Origin of the sequence: Alkalibacterium olivapovliticus (assembly GCF_003003275.1) — a bacterium.
GTDB classification, from domain to species: Bacteria; Bacillota; Bacilli; order Lactobacillales; family Carnobacteriaceae_A; genus Alkalibacterium; species Alkalibacterium olivapovliticum.
The window spans coordinates 94649-112373 of record NZ_PVTO01000009.1 but is presented as its reverse complement, the minus strand read 5'-3'; the positions used below and the strand labels follow the sequence as shown (position 1 = coordinate 112373).

Here is a 17725-nt window from a genome sequence, read left to right as displayed (position 1 = left end):
GCTTACTTAAGATATTGAACCGCCGTATACGGAACCGTACGTACGGTGGTGTGAGAGGACGATAAATGAATTAATCATTTATCTCCTACTCGATTATGCTATTAGAAGGGGTATTCTTGTCTGCGGACAAGAATAGTCTTAATAAAAGAGCGCAGATCCTTTTTAGTCGGTTGGGGCTACCAAGGCTGCTGTTATTTGTAGTGCCCGCTCCATTCTGTCTAGCTGAGTCCTACAAATGGACCCGGATATGGAGTACTCAACTCAGTAGGATTTTCGAGCACTACAATTAGAGCCCCGAAATGTAGGACTCGTCTCGTTCCAGTTAGTCGAGTCCTACAAATGGCGACGGATATGGAGTACTCAACTCAATAAAAACAGCGAGTGCTACAAATAGAGCGCCGAAATGTAGGACTCGTCTCATTCTGTCTAGCCGAGTCCTACAAATGAAGCCGGAAATGGAGTACTCAACTCAATAAAAACAGCGAGTGCTACAAATAGAGCGCCGATATGTAGGACTAACCCAAGTAAACCCATTGAGTCATACAAAACACAGCCAGAAATCAAAGTATGAAAAACCCCATTCTCGAATACCGAGAATGGGGTTTACATTAACATCAATTACTCCCAGGTCACTGCGGAATGATCCACTGGCCAGGTTTCGCCTTCAGTTAATTCAAAGTGTCCGGAAGAATAGGGTTCCCCGTCAAGCGTCAGGTAAACCTCTTCAACATTATAATAACCACCGATAGTATTGATGATACCCTGAACAATCAGGCCTTCAATACCGGAGCCTGCATGCATCTCTTCAGTCAGCTCAACTGAAAAATCAGCATAGGCAATATCTTCATCTCCTAGGAACATGTAGTTGATGTCGACCCCCTCATTGATCAGTGCAGCTGACTCAGTATCGGGTGCTTGTCCTCTGAGGACCTCTACTAATGCGGTACGGATAGGCTCATTTGTGAAGAGCTCAATAGTCACGTCTGATGCAATGAGTCCTTCACCTTGGTCATCTAATGAAAAGATCGTTACCGGCAATTCTTCAGGCTGATTTTCCGAACGGGAGATGAGGGTAGACATAATTTCCATTTCCTCATCCCCAGGATTAGACACACGTTCTACCAGGCCAAGACCTTCTGCATAATAGTAGAGAGTATCAGTCTCATCAACAGTCCGTGTAACTTCTATAGCTTCAAAGGTTCCGAATTCCGTATCGATTTCAAAATCGATATTGGTGATTTCAGAAATGGAGCCTGTAGGACTTTCCCACGACTGTCCCATTTCGATAGGAAGCTGCAGGAGGATTTCATAATTTTCCTGTTCGCTGCTCAGTTCTGTATCGACAAAGTCGTCACGGAAATAGGTTTCGGGTCTGACAAAAATTTCTCTGACTTCCTGATCTGTATATTCATAGATGAACACAACATCAGTTCCTGAAGTAGACTCTACAAATTGATAGGTGTCTTCATGGACGAATTGAGGATAGCGGGTGAAGGAAGCATATTCGATGCCATCTCCTTCATAGTCCAGCAGAGTGTCTTCTGCCATTGGAATCCAGTCAGTCAAATCCTGAGAGACGGACACCTCATCGTCATTATCGTCATTTTCTGAATCTGATTCGTCGTCAGTGTCATCTGTCTCATCATCGTCTAGCTCTGGCGCGATAACTTCTTCATCTGTGTCGGGATCAGGATCATCATCCGTCTCTCCAGCACAAGCTGAGAGCAGCAGTCCAGTGGAAACTATCAGCGATGCGTAACGCAGTCGTTTAATGTCTAGCATAGTTTTCACTCCTCTTATAGTCTATCGATTTAATTAAAAATCCTTCAGCAAAGCCTGTCTGTAGATCTCTCGTGAAACATCCAAAGTCTGGTCGCCACGCTCGGAGATAGCGTCATTACCGTGTTTTTCCAGCTGACCGACTAAGGTATTAATATCCTCTTCTTTAACATCAACCTGCGATAAATTCACCGGCATATCAATCGATTTGAAAAAGATTACTGTTTTTAAGATAGCGGCGTCGATTTTCTCTTCTTCTGAGCCATTAGTGATGCCCCATACATTCTCAGCATATTGTACCAGTTTATCCCATTTTTTCAGTTTGCGGACCATCATGACAGCCGGCATGATAGCTGACAGGCTCCTAGCATGATCGGTATGGTTTAGAACAGTGATTTCATGTCCTAGTGCATGTGTAGACCAATCGCCTGGCACACCTCTTGAGAGTAGTCGATTCAGTGCAAGTGTTGCGGTCCACATAAAGTTGGCACGCAGGTTGTAGTCGTGATTCATTTCATCAACGACGTCAGGCCCGATTTTGATCAGAATACGTAAAAGACCTTCGGCAAATTCATCCTGAACCATACCGCCTACTGGGTAGGTCAGGTACTGTTCTAAAATATGAATGAAAGAATCAGTGATACCGTTTGCCAGTTGTCTCTTGGGAAGGGTATAGGTCAGTTCGGGTTCTAGTATAGAAAATTGTGGAAAAACATCCCAGCTACTGAAACTAACCTTGGCTTTTTTTTCAGGAAATGAGATGACAGACGTTTCATTCATCTCAGAACCAGTTGCCGGCAAGGTCAGAATCGTTCCGAAGGGTAAAGCGGATGTTACTTTTTTGCCGGTGCCGACTCCTTTTCCAAAAATATCGATTGGATCACCGTCAAATTCGGCTGCAGCAGCTATAAATTTAACGCCGTCGATTACTGATCCACCTCCGACTGCAAGCAGATAGTCATAATCCTCTTCATTTATTTTATCGACTGCTTTCATACATGTTCCAAAAGTGGGATTGGCTTCGATACCACCGAACTCTCCTGTTTCATAATCGGCAAGCGTCTTTTTGACACGATCCAGTGTGCCAAATCGTTTAACGCTCCCGCCACCATATAATATGAGAACTTTCTTATCTGAAGGGATGTGTTTACTTAATTGTTCGATTTTATTTTGACCAAATACGATTTTTACAGGGTTGTAAAAAGTGAAATCTGAAATCTCTGATGTCATTTAGTTCGTCCTCCTTTGATGTAGTTCAAGTATAGCATAAGCAGGGGTCTGATAAAAAAAAGACGCTGAGTATTACCCGGGGAGCAGCAAAGTCAAATAGCGAACGATAAAAGTGTATGCAAGCGTTAATATTCGTTGTATAAAAATGTAAACGTATTCTTTCGAAGTGGATCTCATTTTTACTGTTTGAGAACGAATGAAATCATGTTAGAATGTAGAAGAAACGTGGCTTTCAAAAAGCTGTTTAACAGTAGTGGAGGGATGGCATTGTCGATTGAAGAAACGCAGTTAAAACGAACACCCTTATTTGATTATTACACTAAGAATGATATTAAATTGGTTGATTTTGGATCATGGGCATTACCGATTCAGTTTACTAAACTAATAGATGAACACCATGCGGTTAGAGAGCGTGTAGGCTTGTTTGATGTGTCTCACATGGGAGAAATCGAGGTGAAAGGTGAACAGGCGACCAGCTGGTTGAACACGTTGATCACGAACGATTTATCGGCCATTAAATCCGGACAGGCGTTATACACATTAGTCACGAAGGAAACTGGGGGAATTTTAGATGATATCATCATCTTTAAAAAGAGCGATTCTGACTACTTACTGACCCCGAACGCGTCAAATACCGATAAAATCAGAAACTGGCTCCTTTCACATCAGGACGGGTCAGTCACAATAGAAGATCAGTCACTTGAAACAGGGTTGATTGCTGTTCAGGGACCCGATGCTGAAAGTGTCGTGGCTGCTGTATTTGGAGATAAAGTAAAAGAACTGAAAAACTATCATTTCACAGTTGAAATCGATTCATCTGACTTCACTGATGTGCTTGTCTCTCGAACAGGCTACACTGGTGAAGATGGATTTGAACTATATGTCAGATGGGATCAGACAGAAGCTTTATGGAAGACGCTTAAAAAAGCTGGAGAAAACGTCGCTATTGCTGAATGCGGGCTTGGTTCACGCGATACACTGCGTCTGGAAGCAGGCATGCCTCTGTATGGGCATGATTTATCAGAAGACATTACGCCGCTTGAGGCTGGACTGAGATTTGCAGTCAAATGGGACAAACAAGATAAATTTATCGGTCAGGATGCTCTGGAAAAACAGAAAGAAACAGGGGTAGAGTATTTATCTAGAGGGTTTGAACTTCTGGAAAGAGGAATTGCCAGAGAAGGCTACCCTGTCCTCAGCGAATCAGGTGAAGAATTAGGCAGCGTGACGTCAGGAACACAGTCACCGACCTTAGGTAAAAGCATCGGCTTCCTGAGAATGAAAAAAGACGCAGGAAAACTGGGCGATACCGTTTATATTCAGGTAAGGAAGAAAAAAGTCCCGGCAAAACTGATCAAGAAGACTTTTTTGCAACAGTAGAATCTGAACAGATGTTATCTGGCACTATTATATAAAGAAAGAAGGAATTAAAATGACAGATAAAGCTAAATTATTTTTTACAAAAGAACATGAATGGGTAGAATTAGTCAATGACGACTATGTCCGTATTGGCATCTCTGATTATGCTGTAGAACAGCTGGGGGATATCGTATTCGTTGAATTACCTGAGTTGAAAGCTGAATTAAGTGCAGAAGATGAATTTGCAACAGTAGAATCAGTTAAATCAACTTCTGAAATCTACGCACCTGTAGCCGGTAGTGTTGCCAAGGTAAACAGTGCACTTGAGGACGAGCCTGAAAAACTGAATGAAGCTCCTTTTGGAGAAGGCTGGCTTATTGAGATACAAGCCTCAGAAGCCGTTGATGTATCTGGTTTAATGGACTCATCAGCTTACGAAGAATACGTTTCAAGTTTATAATAACCTGTAGAAAGAAGAGCGATCAAACGCGTGTCTTCTTTCTGCTCTTTTTTTGAAATGAATCGATTTGAAGGAGTGACCCTTTTGACAAAACAGCACCGTTACCTGCCAACAACTGAACAAGATCGTAAAGACATGCTCGAGACTATTGGGGTGTCATCGATAAGAGAACTGTTTTCGGATATACCGGAATCTACTCGCGCAACGAAAGAGAAAGCAATCGAGCTGGAAGATGCCTTGAGTGAACTGTCTCTTACTAAACACATGAAAGAACTGGCAGCTAAAAACACAACAACCGAAACACATGCCTATTTTCTAGGTGCAGGGACTTATGATCACTACAGCCCTAGTATAGTTAATCACGTACTGTTGCGTTCTGAGTTCATGACAGCTTACACCCCTTACCAGCCTGAAGCTAGCCAGGGTGAACTGCAGGCATTATTTGAATTTCAGACGATGATGTGTGAACTGACTGGGATGGATGTCGCCAACTCTAGCTTATATGATGGATTCACGTCATTGGGTGAAGCCTGCAACTTAGCTACCTCTGTCACAAAAAAACAGGAGGTTCTGTATTCCAAAGCACTTCATCCACAAGCTAAAGAAGTTATCAGCACATACGCTTACGGAATGGAGTATGCTGTTAAGGAAATTGGTTTGAATGGAACAGCAACAGATCTGGAGGCTCTGAAAAACAGCATTTCAAATGAAACAGCTGCAGTCATCATCCAGTACCCTAACTTCTTTGGAACAATCGAAGATTTAAAAGAAATAAAATCACTGCTCGAAGCCTCAAAAGGAATGCTTATCGTAATGGCAAATCCCCTGGCACTTGCGCTGCTTGAATCACCGGGTAAACTTGGTGCTGATATTGTAGTAGGGGATACACAGCCTTTTGGACTGCCAATGAGTTATGGTGGACCTCACTGTGGCTATTTTGCTGTCAAAAAGAAATATATGCGTAAAGTACCGAGTCGAATCGTCGGTCAGACAGTGGATAAAGACGGCAAGCGTGGATTTGTTATGACACTTCAGACAAGAGAACAGCACATCAGACGTGAAAAAGCGACTTCAAATATGAGTTCGAACCAGGCTTTGACAGCTCTTGGCAGTTCTGTATTTCTGGCAGCTGTTGGAAAAGTAGGCCTGCAGGAAATGGCTCAGCAAAACATCAACCATGCACATTATGTGAAAAACGAACTGGAAAGCAAAGGCGTGACTGTGTTATCAGAGGCAAACTTCTTTAACGAGTTTGTCGTTAAATTAGATAGACCAATTAATGAAGTTTCGGATGTTCTGCTGGATAATGGGATCATCGGTGGATATGACGTGTCTTCAGAACTGAATGAAGAGAACACGATGCTGTTATGTGTCACTGAAAAACGCACCAGAGAAGAAATGAACAAACTCGTATCGATTTTAACAGGGGAGGGCAAGTAAATGACAACGACCTATGATGACTTATTATTTGAAATTTCCAAACCAGGCCGCATCGGTTACAGTTTACCTGAATCCTCTATTGAGAAGACGGATTTAACTAATCTGGTATCAGACCATTTAATTAGAGAAGAGCCTGCTGAATTGCCGGAATTATCCGAACTGCAGGTTATGCGTCACTATACGGGCTTATCCAATAAGAACTTTGGAATCGAAACGGGCTTTTACCCGCTTGGCTCATGTACGATGAAGTACAACCCTAAAATCAATGAAGATATTGCACGTTATCCTGGATTCGCACAGATCCATCCTCTACAGCCTGAAAAAACGGCTCAGGGCGCACTGGAGATGATGTACCGTCTTGAAGAAAACTTGAAAGAGGTCACAGGAATGGATGCCATTTCCCTTCAACCCGCAGCGGGTGCGCAAGGCGAGTGGGCGGGTCTCCTGATTTTCAAAGCCTACCATCAGGCAAATGGTGAAGGAGATAAGCGACGTAAAATTCTCGTTCCGGACTCCGCTCACGGAACCAATCCGGCTAGTGCAATCGTAGCTGGATATGATGTCGTTGAGATCAAATCAAATAAAGAAGGACGAGTCGGCGTTGAAGCACTGAAAGCAGCCGTTGGACCAGATACTGCTGGTTTGATGCTGACTAACCCGAACACACTGGGCTTGTTCGAAGTGGATATCGTGGAAATCGCTCAAATCGTTCATGAAGCTGGCGGACTCCTTTATTACGATGGAGCGAACGCTAATGCGATTCTGGGCAAATCGACTCCTGGAGAAATGGGATTCGATGTAGTTCACTTGAATCTGCATAAAACATTCAGTACGCCTCATGGTGGAGGAGGACCGGGTTCTGGTCCGATCGGCGTGAAAGACTACTTGAAAGACTTTATGCCAGCTCCCCGTATCAAAAAAGAGGAAGATGAGTACAGTCTATCCTATACCCATCCGCAATCGATCGGACGTGTCAAAGGCTACTATGGCAACTTCGGTGTTAACGTCAGGGCCTACTCCTACATTCGTTCGATGGGTGCTGAAGGACTCCTGCAGGTATCAGAAGATGCTGTCCTGCACGCGAATTACCTGAAAGCAAGACTGGAACCTTATTATGAAACACCGTATAAAGATCACTGCAAGCATGAATTTGTGTTAAGCGGTATTCGCCAGAAGAAACTGGGTGTCAGAACACTGGACATTGCCAAGCGTCTGCTGGATTACGGATTTTATGCTCCAACAGTGTATTTCCCACTGATCGTCGAAGAGTGTCTGATGATCGAGCCGACTGAAACGGAAGCAAAAGAGCAGCTGGATGCCTTTGCTGATGCGCTGATCGATATTGCAAAAGACGCTGAAGAAAATCCGGACACGGTTACGGGTGCACCGTATACTAAAGCGGTCAAACGTCTGGATGAGGTCACCGCGGCTCGCAAACCGATCGTTGTCTATCAGAAAAATTAAGCTGTTTCATTGACTAACGCATCGATATCGATTAGGATTAATGAAACAATCAACTTAAATAAAAAAAGCAGGTTCTTTAGCTATTATCATTAAAGAGCCTGTTTTTTGTAGGGAGGACACTATGGATCTGCATTTAACAGGAAAAACAGCGATTGTTCTGGCATCCAGTACTGGACTGGGGAAGGCCGTTGCCAAAGAACTGGCTCTTGAAGGAGCTAACGTCATGATCACCAGTCGCAATAAGGACAAGCTGGTTCAGGCGAAAGAAGAAATCGAACAGGTTGCCAAAGGACGAGTCGAGTTTATGGTGGCGGATGTGACCGATGCTCACAGTATCAAAGCGCTAGTTGACGTTACCCGTCAAACTTTCGGCAAAATCAATATTCTGGTCAACAATACAGGTGGACCTTCTGCAGGATCATTTGAAGACCTGACCGATCAGGACTTTCAGAAAGCATTCGACCTGACATTGATGAGTTACATCAGAGCGGTCAGAGAAGTTCTGCCGGATCTGAAGGAAACAAGAGGCCATATCCTCAATAACACATCGTCTTCAGTTAAACAGCCTATTGATGGCCTGCTGCTGTCAAACGTCTTCAGAATGGGTGTTCAAGGTCTGTCTAAGAGTCTGTCTCAGGAGCTGGCACAATATGGGATAATGGTCAATACCATCGGTGCCGGACGGATCGCAACAGACCGTCTCACAGAACTGGACCAGAACCGTGCCGAAAGAGAAGAAAAGACAGTTGATGATATACAGGCTTCGATTAAGGATCAGATACCTGCCGGCCGTTATGGAGAACCTGAAGAATTTGCTAAAATGGCGACTTTCCTGGTTTCTGGTGTCAATACCTATGTAACGGGCCAGACGATTCTGGTCGATGGAGCATTGAGCAAAGCCTATTAAGTTCAAGTGTCTGCTTTGCCATTACGGGAAGCAGCATTTTTGCGAGCAAAAAATTGAATCAAATGGGTTTAAACTCGAAAGGATCTGACTTATGACTAAAAAGATATATTTTGCATCTCCATTATTTACTGAAATGGAGCAGACCTACAACACACTGATCGTTTCTAAATTAAGGCAGGCATTTTCTGAACAGCTGGATATATATCTGCCTCAGGAAAATGTAGCGATCAATGACAAAAGTAACTATGCCAACAGTATCCAGATAGCAGATGGAGACAATGCGCATTTAGAGAAAGCGGACATACTGGTCGCCATATTAGACGGCGTGACGATAGACGCGGGAGTAGCATCAGAAATCGGCTATTTCTATTCGATGAATAAACCGATCATCGGTGTCTATTCAGATATTCGTCAGGGGGCGGGAGCCAATACTGAAAAAATAGAGGCGCTTGATGAGATTGCAGAATCACCGTTTTCATACATCAATTTGTACACTGTCGGATTAGTCAAAAAGCGCGGTAAAGTCGTCAGAAACAGTGATGAACTGACTAATGAAATCAGAACACTCATTTAGATAAAAAAATAGTATTGAAGCCTTTCTTAAGAACTTGATTAGAGTAAGATAATATAATTAAAACTATTATTGTAATCATTCTGAAATAAGTGTAGACTAATAAACGTTGTGAAAATTAAAAAGATAGAGGCGCAAAGAAAAAGAGTAGTGATCATGAGGGTGACTCCCTGTGACTGATTGCGAAAGGGTTCTTTGCCGAAGGATAGCTGATTGTCAACTTGCTGTTCTGGGCGTACGTTTAACAGGCGTATGACTGTCACGATTTCGTGGAGCACTATCCTACTCAATGTTTATCTTTTAAGCATCCAGGAGCATGTTCCTGGGTGCTTTTTCTATACAAAAAAATAAGAATTGGAGAATGAGAACAATGAAAAGAAAAATACAATGGTTTACCCTGATTGCACTGATCAGTCTGATTCCAAGCCCTGTCTTAGCGGCAGAAGCGGAAGGGACGCTCGCCTCTACATTAGGAGCAGTCACATTGATTCCACCATTAGTAGCGATCGCTTTGGCGTTTATTACTAAAAATGTAGTCTTGTCTTTATTTTTAGGGATATTCTCCGGGACGATCATTTCCCAATACGCAGGGGGGGCCAATATCCTTGAGGGGATCATACTGGGTTTCACTGATATCGTCCAGTACATCCTGACCTCACTTGCAGATCCCTGGAATGCCGGGATCATACTACAGGTACTGGTTATTGGTGGACTGATTGCTTTGATCACCAGTTCAGGAGGGGCACGTGCAATAGCGGAAGCACTCGCTAGAAAAGCTAAAGGACCGATCAGTACGCAGTTGATTACCTGGGCGCTTGGCTTGTTGATTTTCTTCGATGATTACGCAAATGCACTGATCGTCGGACCGATCATGCGTCCTGTATCTGATAAAATGCACATATCCCGTGAACGATTGGCATTTATTATTGATGCGACAGCTGCACCGATCGCAGGAATCGCTTTGATTTCGACCTGGATCGGCTATGAAGTTGGATTGATTAACGAGGCTTATCTGTCGATCGGTCAGGAAGTTAATGCTTACGGCGTCTTTTTACAGACGATTCCTTATCGATTCTACAATATTTTAATGCTTTTATTCGTTGTTCTGACATCTGCGACACTTCGAGAGTTTGGACCGATGAAAAAAGCTCAGGAACGGTCTCGTGACACTCATCAGCTGATTGCCCATGGGGCGTCTGCTGAAGTTCAGGAAGAAGATCTGGAAATCGTAGCGAAAGGTGAACCATCAATCTGGAGCGCTTTGATTCCAATCGGCGCACTGATCCTCTTCAGTTTTATAGGATTTTACACAGATGGTCGCCAGGCTATTTTAACTTCTGATAACACAGCACTTATTCAAACGGTTCAAAACGCACCATTTTCCTTTGTAACATTAAGAGAAGCATTCGGAGCTTCTGATGCGTCTGTCGTTCTGTTCCAGGCTGCTTTGATTGCCAGCATTATTGCGCTGGTGATGGGCGTTGTCAAAGGGCACTTTACCTTTGGAAAAGGGATTGACATTTGGGTGTCCGGTATGAAAACACTGATGATCACTGGAGTTATTCTTGTTTTGGCCTGGTCACTTTCAGGCGTAATGGGCGAGTTAGGAACAGCGGACTATCTTGTGTCTCTCTTAGGAAACACGTTACCGCCTTCCTTATTGCCGACAGTCATCTTCTTGCTAGGCGCCATCATCTCCTTCGCGACAGGAACGTCATATGGGACGATGGGCATATTAATGCCACTGGCTATCCCACTGGCCACGGCCATGCAGCCGGAGAATGCAGACTTTATCGTCATGTCTGCCGGAGCTGTATTGACAGGAGCCATTTTCGGGGATCACTCGTCACCGATATCAGATACGACAATCTTATCTGCTATGGGAGCAGGGTCCAACTTGCTTGACCACGTGAAGACACAACTGCCTTACGCTGTTACTATTGCGCTCGTATCCGTATTCTTCGGGTACTTGCCTACTGCATTCGGGTTGAATGTGTATATCGTATTAGCACTGGCTACTCTGATCGTCATCATGATCGTTTTCCTGTTCGGAAAAAAAGTCGACACGTCCCTGCACGACAATATAACAGAATAGAATGGACAAAAGGGTTCCCTCATATATGAGGGAACCCTTTTTTAGCCAGTATTCATTCATCAACCTTTTTCGCCATAAAGACTGAGTCACTTAATTCGGTGAAGCCATTTTTCTTATAAAAATGATAGGCGGGGAAGGTTCTTTCAGTATTCAACGTGATATGTCTGATCGCCTGAGGCTTTAATAATGCGTCTATCTGATCAAGAAAGAGACTGCCGATCCCTTTGCTCTGAAGGTCATTTGAAATGAAGAATTCCTTTATGTAAAACTCTTGTCCTTCCCACCAGTTGAACACATAGCCCAGTGCGCCGCCAATGATGTCATTCTGGTCGTTACGCAAGACAAAAGAAAGGGAATTACTGTTGCCCGTTAAATCATGCAGGTATAGATCCAGTTGAGTGTCCTCCCATTTATCGAACCAGGGATCACTGGAGAAGACCTTTAAAAAGAGTCTCTTCAATTCCTGGTTATGACTTGCCTGCAGCTCTGTTGTTTTCATTATTGAATCACTCCTATGTAATGATTTGTCTGTATCCATTTGATTATATCACTCTTTTAAGGTAGACAGAGATTCTTTGAGCTATTATATCCAATGCTTATTGATTGCGAAACGAACTGAAGAGTCATACCATTTAAATAGAAGGTAAGTATAAATAGGAAGGAGGAGAGTAATGGCTATTGAAGTGATCAAAGAGGACATTACGAAACTGAAAGTCGATGCCATTGTTAATGCGGCAAATAAATCCCTATTAGGTGGAGGAGGAGTAGATGGAGCAATTCACCGTGCTGCTGGACCTGAACTCAAAGAAGCCTGTAAAAAAATGAACGGTGCTGAGACTGGAGAAGCCAAACTGACTGAAGGGTTTGACTTGCCAGCCGATTATGTTATTCACACGGTCGGACCTGTTTATAGAGACGGCGAGCATGGCGAACCGGAGAAGTTGAAAGCCTGCTATGCCAATAGTCTGAAAGTAGCGAATGAACACAAGCTTCAGTCGGTAGCATTTCCAGCCATCAGTACCGGTATTTACGGCTACCCGCTTGATAAGGCTGCAAAAATAGCCATCGAAACAGTCAAAGAAGAACTAGAGAGGAATACAAGTGTCACTAAAGTAGTATTTGTTGCTTTCGATGATAAGACGAAACAGATTCTGGAAAACCAGTTGTAATCAGCTTAAGAAAGGATGAATAATATGAAAAAATATAGTAGATTTGGATTGATGATTCTCACTTCTACCATCATTATGTATTTTTTAATGTACTTGAATATATATGAGGTGTCTCATTTCCAATTTAGTCAGACTCGTTTCTTTATGAGTATTATGATGGGAGCAGTAATGGCCGTCATTATGCTCCTTTTCATGTGGAAAATGTATACTAACAAAAAAGCGAACGCTGCGATTTTGGCCTCATCTGTATTGATCTTCGGACTCATGTTATTTTTAGTCAGAAGTCAGACCACAGTTGATGACACTTCATGGATGAGAGCCATGATCCCACACCATTCTATAGCCATCTTAACCAGCGAAAGAGCAGATTTGCAAGATGAGCGTGTTCAGCAGTTGGCAGAAGAAATCATAGCGGCTCAGGAAGAGGAAATAAGTGAAATGGAAGCTTTGATCGAAGAACTGCAGAATGAAGATGAAGAAAACGAATAGTAATAGATAAAAACGTCTAGTCAATAAGAGAGTCATTTTCTCTTGGTAGACTAGACGTTTAATTTGATTGATTACTGATCAGATACAGGTTTTGACTCTTCAGGGATTGCGTCGGTAGAATCCTTGGTTCGCCCTAATCCATAAGTCAGAGCATAAGATGCACCGGCGAGAGCTAATGCGATGATCAGTCGCAAGACTGCACCGTTTCCATCCAAATCAGCCAGGGCATCAGTGTTTGAGACCACAGCAATCGGAGAAGCTATGACCAAGCCTAAAATCGAAGCATACGTGAACCCTGGCTGTGTTTTAAAGAAGTAGTCAATCACTTTACTGATCAGGATGATACCCACGACCATTCCTAACGCGTAAGAGACCAGTAAAATGGTGAAGGGAATAAGAGCATCAAGATCGAAATTGCTCAATGATTCTGTAAAGCCGTTAATGGTATAGATGACAGCGTAATAGTAGCCGATGATCAGCATCAGTAAAGAGCCGCTGACACCCGGTATCACCATTGCTGCAGCCGATATCACACCGACAAGAAACAGGGCCACTAGAGGTCCGATTCCGAGGCTCACGCTTTGAACGCCTGCACCTGCTACTTCAGCCACTCCCATCCAGGCTACGACTAGGAAAAAGAAAATGAATAAAATGATATGCAGGGGGCCGATAGATTTATCTTCAGCGTCCAGACTTTTTTTGAATGATTTATTCAGTATAGGCAGCCCTCCGAGTATCAGGCCGACGAAAGCAAAAGCGGTATAGAGCGTGTAGGATGCCAGCAGCCATTCAATGACCATTGAGAACCCGGCAATACCGATAAGAGCACCTGTAACCAATGGAATTAGAATTTTCATGCTTGATTTCCATTCTTTTCTTAAATGAGTAAAGGCGTGAATCACATCATCGTATATACCAAAAGAGACGGCCATGGTCCCACCTGAGACGCCCGGTATGATATTTGCTATTCCGATAAAAATGCCTTTGATTGCCATCCATATGTACTGCATATAAATCTCCTTTTCATGTTGTCGATCTGTTTTTATTTTTTGTCTGAACTTATTTTACCACATTTACAGAATAATAATAGCAGAAAAAATCCCCCGGAACTCACTATTACAATGAGAGACGAGAGGAAGTTTGAAAGCTAATTCAATTTGCTGATATATTTCTTAACTTGAACTAAAAAGCCCTGATCACAGGCAATCTGCAGTTCATCACCTGATAGAAGAATGGTATCGCGATGAGGCATAAATTCGTTGCTGTGCCGTTTGATCCTGATACATTTTGCATTATAGGGAAGGGTCAGCTGACTCATCTGCATGCCGTCAAGATACGTATTCGGTTCGACAAACACATCCATATGAATCAGTTTCCCTTCGAAAACTGTCGGGAATCGATTGGTTTTATTGTACAGTGTTATTTCATCGATCGGTTCCAGTCCCAGAATGTCGGCAAATATATAAGCTGTCAGACAGACAACTGCTATCGGCATCATCTGAGTAATCGATCCTGTGATTTCAGTCAGCAGGACAATAGCTGTGAGTGGGGCTTTAGACGTAGCTGTAAAGAACCCACCCATTGAAAAAATGACAAAGTTTCGAATGAATTCATCCGAAAGCCCTGTTCCACTTAGAACGATATTTCCAAAAATACCGCCTAAAACAGCTCCGATTGTCAGAAGTGGAATCAGCATACCGGCTGGAATCCCTGAGCCATAAGCTATCTGAAAGCCAACGAAACGGAAAACTAAAATACCAAGCAGTAAAAAAGTACCTGTACGAACAGATGCGATATCCGTAATCACGCCAGTTCCGCCACCCAGCATGTCTTCCCAGAACAATCCGGTCAAAATGACTAGGATGAACGGAATAAAGCCGTATAAATAAGAGGGGATAGGCAGTTTAGCGTAGAGCTTAGGAACGATAAAGACGGTCTTCTGAAATACCCAGCCGGCCAGTGCTAAAAGTATGCCTAAAATAACTAGATACAGATAGTGTTCCAGTGGGAATTCCGCCATGGTTCCTAAAGCCAGCGCCGGTTGAGACCCGAACAGATGAAAGGCTAGAAAATTAGCCGTAACGGAAGCAGTGAACACCGTTAAAATTAGCACACTGGAAAAGCGGTGGTGTACTTCTTCCAGAATAATAACCAGCCCAGACATCGGCGCATTAAAGGCAGCAGATAAACCGGCGGCAGCACCACTTGAAATCAGGATGTTTTCCTGAGACTTATTGCCTTTCAAAAAATGATTGATCCCTTGACCAACGACCCCGCCGATTTGAATGGAAGGCCCCTCTCTACCAACTGGAAGCCCCATACCTAAAACAAGCGTACTCGCAGCAAACTTTCGCCAGAGGATCGACCACCAGTTCAATTTTAAAGTGCCCTGCAGTTGACCTTTAAGTTCTGCAACTCCGTTACCCTGAATATCCGGATCGTCTCTCCCCATCAAGATGACCAGAAAAGCAATCACTAAAATAATAAAAGACCATCCGAAAATCCAGGCAGGATTAGCTCTTAAAAAAGTGTAAACACTTGGCATAAGGTTCAGTGTCGTATATATAGCCATACGAAAGGCGCTGACGACTGCACCGGCAACGGCACCCACTAAAATTCCTTTTAACACATAACTGATTTTAGACCAGTCAATAAATCGTATACGTTTCATACAAGACTCCTCTTGATATCAATTCGAACATCATTGCTCAGCTTTAATTGATTTTGTCTAAATATTTTTTCACTTCAGACACAAATCCACTGTCAGAAGTAAAGTACAACTCGTCGCCAGCCCAGAACACGGTATCCTGATGCGGGATAAATTCGTTTTGATGTCGTTTGACCTTGATCAGTTTAGATCCGTAAGGCAGACGCAGATAGCGTGCCATCATGCCATCCAAATCACTGTCAGGTTCAACAGAAAGCTGGAACTCACTGACGGCTCCTTCGAAGACTTTTGGAATCTGGTGAATCTTACGCTGCAGCAGTTCCTCGTATACGGGATCTGATCCAAGGAAGTCAGCCACTACGTATGAAGTCAGACAGACGACTGCCAGCGGCATTAACTGTGTGACTGTACCGGTCATTTCAGTAATCAGCATAACTGCAGTGAGCGGGGCTTTAGTGACCGCAGTCAACAGACCACCCATTGCATAGATAATAAAGCTTCGAATGAAAATATCTTCGATTCCTGTGACCCATAATGCCCCATTCCCATAAATAGCACCTAAAAGTGCACCGAGGCTTAAAACGGGGATGAAAATACCGCCGGGAAGCCCAGACCCATAAGAGATATGAGAATAAGCAAAGCGGAACAGGAAAATACCAATCAGTAAAAGAGTAGACAGTCGCTGACCACTAATCAGCGTAATAACGCCTGTCCCGCCTCCCATCATTTCCGGCAGGTAAAGACCTATTGGAATAATGAGAAGAAAAGGAACGAACCCATGAAGATAAGGAGGGATTGGCAGTTTTCTGTAAAGAGAAGGCATGACCATCAGGACCTCTTGATAAGCCCAACCACATACTGCCAGGAATATCCCCATAAAGACCAGGTGTGCATAGTGTTCTAACGGAAATTGCAGAAGAGCACCGATATCAAGTGCCGGCTGTACACCGAAAATCTGATAGGCGATAAAGTTCGCTGTGATAGAGGCTGAAAAGGCTGTAAGCAGCAGAACACCGGAAAACTTATGATGTACTTCTTCTAGAATAAACATGATGCCTGATACAGGGGCATTAAAGGCTGCAGATAACCCGGCACTTGCACCAGCAGAGATCAGGATATTCTGTTGAGACTTATTACCTTTCAGAAAATGATTGACCCCTTGACCAACAGCTCCCCCCAGTTGGATAGAAGGACCTTCTCGCCCAAGCGCTAACCCTGACCCGATTCCTAAAACACCGGCAATAAATTTGCGCCATAATATAGAGAACCAGTTCAGTTTCAGGATACCGTGCAGTTGACCTTCTATATCCTGAATCCCGGATCCCTTGATGTCTGGTTCATCTCTAACCATTATGGAGATGATAAATGCTATAATAAGGATGACAAAAACCCAGCCGATGATCCAGACAGGCTCAGTTCTTAAAAAGGAATAGACATCTCTGACAAATGTCAGCATCAGTTCAATCGATACTCTAAATAAACTAACGACTATACCTACAATGACACCGACTAATAAGCCTTTGGCAACATATGAAATTTTTGACCATTCGAATACGTTTAATTTTTTCATGAATAACTCCCACTGACCTGAAATTGTTTTTCTACATAAGTACTAAGATAACTAATCTAAATGTGAAAAGCAACAAAACGAACCATATTGGAGGACATTCTTTACTTGTTTTTAATGTCCTTATAAAGCAATGATGTTTGAATGATTTATAATGGCAATGAATTATTGCGCGTCTGTGTAAAGAATGCTACGATTTATAGAGAATAACGGAGGAGGAGCAGAAGATGATTCTTATGGGTGTCGAACTGACCATTCTTATTTTCGATTCATACTCCTTGAAAGATAAACGCAGTACCGTGAAAAGCATTGTTCATCGTATAAGAAACCGGCACCACCTGACCACTGCAGAAGTAGATGAATGGGATTTGCACAATAAAGCTGTGCTGGGTTTCGGCGTTGTTGGCAGTAATCGGCTGCTCTGCAGGAAACAGCTGGAGTCGGCTCTTAAAGATGTTGAAGAGCAGTATGAAGTGGAGATACTGGATGTTGACTGGATAGAAGTATAATAAACTAAGGACTAAATC

The 17725-nt window shown here is 43.2% G+C and carries 16 protein-coding genes and 1 riboswitch; of the genes, 10 read left to right on the top strand and 6 right to left on the bottom strand.

The genetic code is table 11. The features are described 5' to 3' along the window. Positions 1 to 618: 618 nt before the first annotated feature. Both CLV38_RS06220 and CLV38_RS06215 read right to left on the bottom strand, forming a co-directional pair. The gene (locus CLV38_RS06220) at positions 619 to 1782 is read right to left on the bottom strand and encodes a GerMN domain-containing protein (RefSeq protein WP_106192920.1); all 1164 of its coding nucleotides are present in this window, start codon (positions 1780 to 1782) and stop codon (positions 619 to 621) included. Positions 1783 to 1815: 33 nt separating this feature from the next. Further along, a complete protein-coding gene (locus tag CLV38_RS06215; protein ID WP_106192918.1) occupies positions 1816 to 3009 on the bottom strand; it encodes an iron-containing alcohol dehydrogenase in 1194 nt (397 codons plus the stop codon). Positions 3010 to 3276: 267 nt separating this feature from the next. Between CLV38_RS06215 and gcvT the strand changes: the two genes are divergently transcribed. From gcvT to CLV38_RS06180, 7 genes are all read left to right on the top strand, one after another. Beyond that, positions 3277 to 4389 carry a glycine cleavage system aminomethyltransferase GcvT gene (gene gcvT, locus CLV38_RS06210; protein WP_245920555.1) on the top strand — a complete coding sequence of 371 codons (1113 nt, stop codon included), beginning with the start codon at positions 3277 to 3279 and terminating at the stop codon, positions 4387 to 4389. Positions 4390 to 4441: 52 nt separating this feature from the next. Next, entirely contained in the window at positions 4442 to 4828 is a 387-nt protein-coding gene (gene gcvH, locus CLV38_RS06205; protein WP_106192915.1) for a glycine cleavage system protein GcvH, read from the top strand. 84 nt (positions 4829 to 4912) lie between these two features. Next, on the top strand, positions 4913 to 6268 hold the full coding sequence (gene gcvPA / locus CLV38_RS06200; protein ID WP_281260044.1) for an aminomethyl-transferring glycine dehydrogenase subunit GcvPA: 1356 nt from the start codon (positions 4913 to 4915) through the stop codon (positions 6266 to 6268). Continuing rightward, complete coding sequence (gcvPB, locus tag CLV38_RS06195) at positions 6269 to 7732, top strand: aminomethyl-transferring glycine dehydrogenase subunit GcvPB (RefSeq protein WP_106192913.1); 1464 nt, start codon at positions 6269 to 6271, stop codon at positions 7730 to 7732. It begins immediately after the preceding gene. A 121-nt stretch (positions 7733 to 7853) separates the two neighbouring features. Continuing rightward, positions 7854 to 8639, top strand: a complete 786-nt coding sequence (locus CLV38_RS06190; protein ID WP_106192910.1) for an SDR family oxidoreductase — start codon at positions 7854 to 7856, stop codon at positions 8637 to 8639. 91 nt (positions 8640 to 8730) lie between these two features. Then, positions 8731 to 9213, top strand: coding sequence for a nucleoside 2-deoxyribosyltransferase (locus CLV38_RS06185; protein ID WP_106192907.1), 483 nt, complete (start codon positions 8731 to 8733; stop codon positions 9211 to 9213). A 116-nt stretch (positions 9214 to 9329) separates the two neighbouring features. Continuing rightward, a riboswitch (Lysine riboswitch) is annotated at positions 9330 to 9498 on the top strand. A gap of 82 nt (positions 9499 to 9580) precedes the next feature. After that, positions 9581 to 11305 (top strand): Na+/H+ antiporter NhaC family protein, encoded by a 1725-nt coding sequence (locus CLV38_RS06180; protein WP_106192905.1) that lies wholly within the window; start codon positions 9581 to 9583, stop codon positions 11303 to 11305. Positions 11306 to 11357: 52 nt separating this feature from the next. On the opposite strand, the gene CLV38_RS06175 is transcribed toward CLV38_RS06180, so the two are convergent. Beyond that, positions 11358 to 11804, bottom strand: coding sequence for a GNAT family N-acetyltransferase (locus CLV38_RS06175; protein ID WP_106192903.1), 447 nt, complete (start codon positions 11802 to 11804; stop codon positions 11358 to 11360). A 172-nt stretch (positions 11805 to 11976) separates the two neighbouring features. Between CLV38_RS06175 and CLV38_RS06170 the strand changes: the two genes are divergently transcribed. Continuing rightward, on the top strand, positions 11977 to 12474 hold the full coding sequence (locus CLV38_RS06170) for an O-acetyl-ADP-ribose deacetylase (protein WP_106192901.1): 498 nt from the start codon (positions 11977 to 11979) through the stop codon (positions 12472 to 12474). 24 nt (positions 12475 to 12498) lie between these two features. Next, complete coding sequence (locus CLV38_RS06165; RefSeq protein WP_106192899.1) at positions 12499 to 12963, top strand: DUF305 domain-containing protein; 465 nt, start codon at positions 12499 to 12501, stop codon at positions 12961 to 12963. A gap of 71 nt (positions 12964 to 13034) precedes the next feature. Here the strand turns inward: CLV38_RS06165 and CLV38_RS06160 are convergent, their stop codons facing one another. From CLV38_RS06160 to CLV38_RS06150, 3 genes are all read right to left on the bottom strand, one after another. Further along, positions 13035 to 13973 carry a DUF368 domain-containing protein gene (locus CLV38_RS06160; protein WP_106192896.1) on the bottom strand — a complete coding sequence of 313 codons (939 nt, stop codon included), beginning with the start codon at positions 13971 to 13973 and terminating at the stop codon, positions 13035 to 13037. Between the two features lie 137 nt (positions 13974 to 14110). Next, positions 14111 to 15634 (bottom strand): ClC family H(+)/Cl(-) exchange transporter, encoded by a 1524-nt coding sequence (locus CLV38_RS06155; RefSeq protein WP_106192894.1) that lies wholly within the window; start codon positions 15632 to 15634, stop codon positions 14111 to 14113. Between the two features lie 43 nt (positions 15635 to 15677). Then, positions 15678 to 17201, bottom strand: a complete 1524-nt coding sequence (locus CLV38_RS06150; RefSeq protein WP_106192891.1) for a ClC family H(+)/Cl(-) exchange transporter — start codon at positions 17199 to 17201, stop codon at positions 15678 to 15680. Positions 17202 to 17425: 224 nt separating this feature from the next. Between CLV38_RS06150 and CLV38_RS06145 the strand changes: the two genes are divergently transcribed. Then, positions 17426 to 17707: a DUF503 domain-containing protein gene (locus CLV38_RS06145; RefSeq protein WP_106192889.1), complete on the top strand. Its 282-nt coding sequence runs from the start codon at positions 17426 to 17428 to the stop codon at positions 17705 to 17707. Positions 17708 to 17725: the final 18 nt, after the last annotated feature.